General features: G+C 75.8%; 1 protein-coding gene and 1 pseudogene. Both read right to left on the bottom strand.

The window, feature by feature from the left end:
* Positions 1–1,325: pseudogene (locus AB0I76_RS29405) on the bottom strand (hypothetical protein); the annotation flags it as partial.
* The coding region (locus AB0I76_RS29400; RefSeq protein WP_357042254.1) for an FtsX-like permease family protein at positions 1,322–1,690 on the bottom strand (369 nt) is incomplete at its 5' end. The pseudogene AB0I76_RS29405 and the gene AB0I76_RS29400, both read right to left, overlap by 4 nt.

Here is a 1,690-nt window from a genome sequence, read left to right as displayed (position 1 = left end):
GCCGACGGCCGGGCCCGGGTGAGGTCCTGCCGGTGGGCGACGAACGTGACGGTGCGCTGCTCGAGCATCCCCAGCACCGGCACCGCGACCGAGGTCAGCACCGCCAGCCCCAGCACCGCCCATCCGACGCCGCCGGAACGGCCCGGCACCCGCGTGCCGACCCACCAGCCGGCGAGCACGACGGCCGGCTGCACCAGCACCGTCTCGGCGAGCAGCCGCCGGCCGATGGTCGCCACCGACGCGCCCCGGGAGCGCAGGAGCGCCAGCTCCTCCCGGCGACGCTGCACCGTCAGACCGGCCGCCAGCAGGATCAACCCGAACAGGCTGGCCAGCAGCCCGGCCTGCACCACGGCCACCAGGGCCTGCACCGAGGCGAGCTGCTCGGCGAAACCGGCCAGGGCGGTGTCCAGGCCGGTCTGCACCACCGAGCCGGGCAGCCACTCGGTACGCCGGGCGTCGCCGACCGCCGTGGTCACCGCGTCCAGGTCGCCGGTGTTCAGCAGGCGCTCGTCGAAGCGGTGGCGCCAGCCGTACGTGACGGGGGCGGCCGTGCCCGCCGACACGGCCGCGACGCCGGGCGCGTCGGTGACCGCCACCGCGATGTACGGCTCCCCGTCGTCGGTGGGGACGAACGGCTCCAACGCGTAGGTCAGGTCGTCCCAGACCGGGTCGCCGGCCTGTCGCGGTGCGAAGATCCCGCTGACCACCAGCGGTGCGCTGTCCCGGCCGGTCACCTCCAGCCGGCTGCCGGTGCGCAGCCCGAGCACCTCGGCGACCCGAACGGATACGGCGACCTGGGCGGGCTGTCCCGGCTCCGACCGGGGCCAGGCACCCGCGGTCAGGTCCGCGGCCTCGGTCACCCCGGTCTGCGCGGACAGGCCGAACTGCTTGACCGCGCCGCCGTCCATGGGCGGTTCCGGGCCGGAGGCGGTGAGCCGGTCCAGGTCGATCGTCTGGGCGAACCAGGTCTGGTCGACCAGGCCGGGTAGCGGCTGCGGCAGGGTGTCCGCGAACCGGTCGGGCCGGCCAGATGCGGGGTCGGTGAACGAGCTGCCGTCGGAGATCTGCTCGATCTGGATGGTGAGGTCGCGGGACAGGTGCGGCAGCGCCGCCACGTCGGCGCGCAGTCCCCGGTCGGCGTACTCATTCGACAGGCGCGGCCCGGCCGTGAGGAGCACCGCCGCCACCAGGCCCAACACGGCCAGCAGGCCGGCGTGCCCGCCGAAGACGCGGACCCGTCGTGCCGGTTCCCGTACCGGTGTGAGCCACCGGGCGACCGTGGCCCGCACCCGGCCGTCCTGCCGCATCCCCGCGCGCGCGCTCACCGGTCCTCTCCGATCCGTAGCTGGGTGGCGGTCAGCCGCCGCCGCATGGTGGCCGACAGGCTGGCGCTGAAGGTCAGGGCCAGCAGCAGCAGACCCACGCAGGTGGCCGCCACCGGGCCCCAGTCGACGTGCAGCACCGGCTCCGGGGTGGGCCGGTCCGCCGACGGCGTCAGGATGACCAGCGGGGCCATGGTCGCGGCCACGCCGATGCCGACGACGAGCCCGACCAGCACGCCCAGGCCGGCGAGGAACGCCTGCTCGGCCAGCAGCGAGCGGGCCACCAGGCGGTGACCGGCGCCGAGGGTGTGCAGGACGGCAAGTTCGGTGGCCCGCCGCCGGGCGGTGGCGCTGACGTCGACGGCCAC

This window comes from Micromonospora sp. NPDC049799, from assembly GCF_040656655.1.
Classification (GTDB): Bacteria; Actinomycetota; Actinomycetes; order Mycobacteriales; family Micromonosporaceae; genus Micromonospora.
This window is presented reverse-complemented; position numbering and strand designations above follow the sequence as displayed.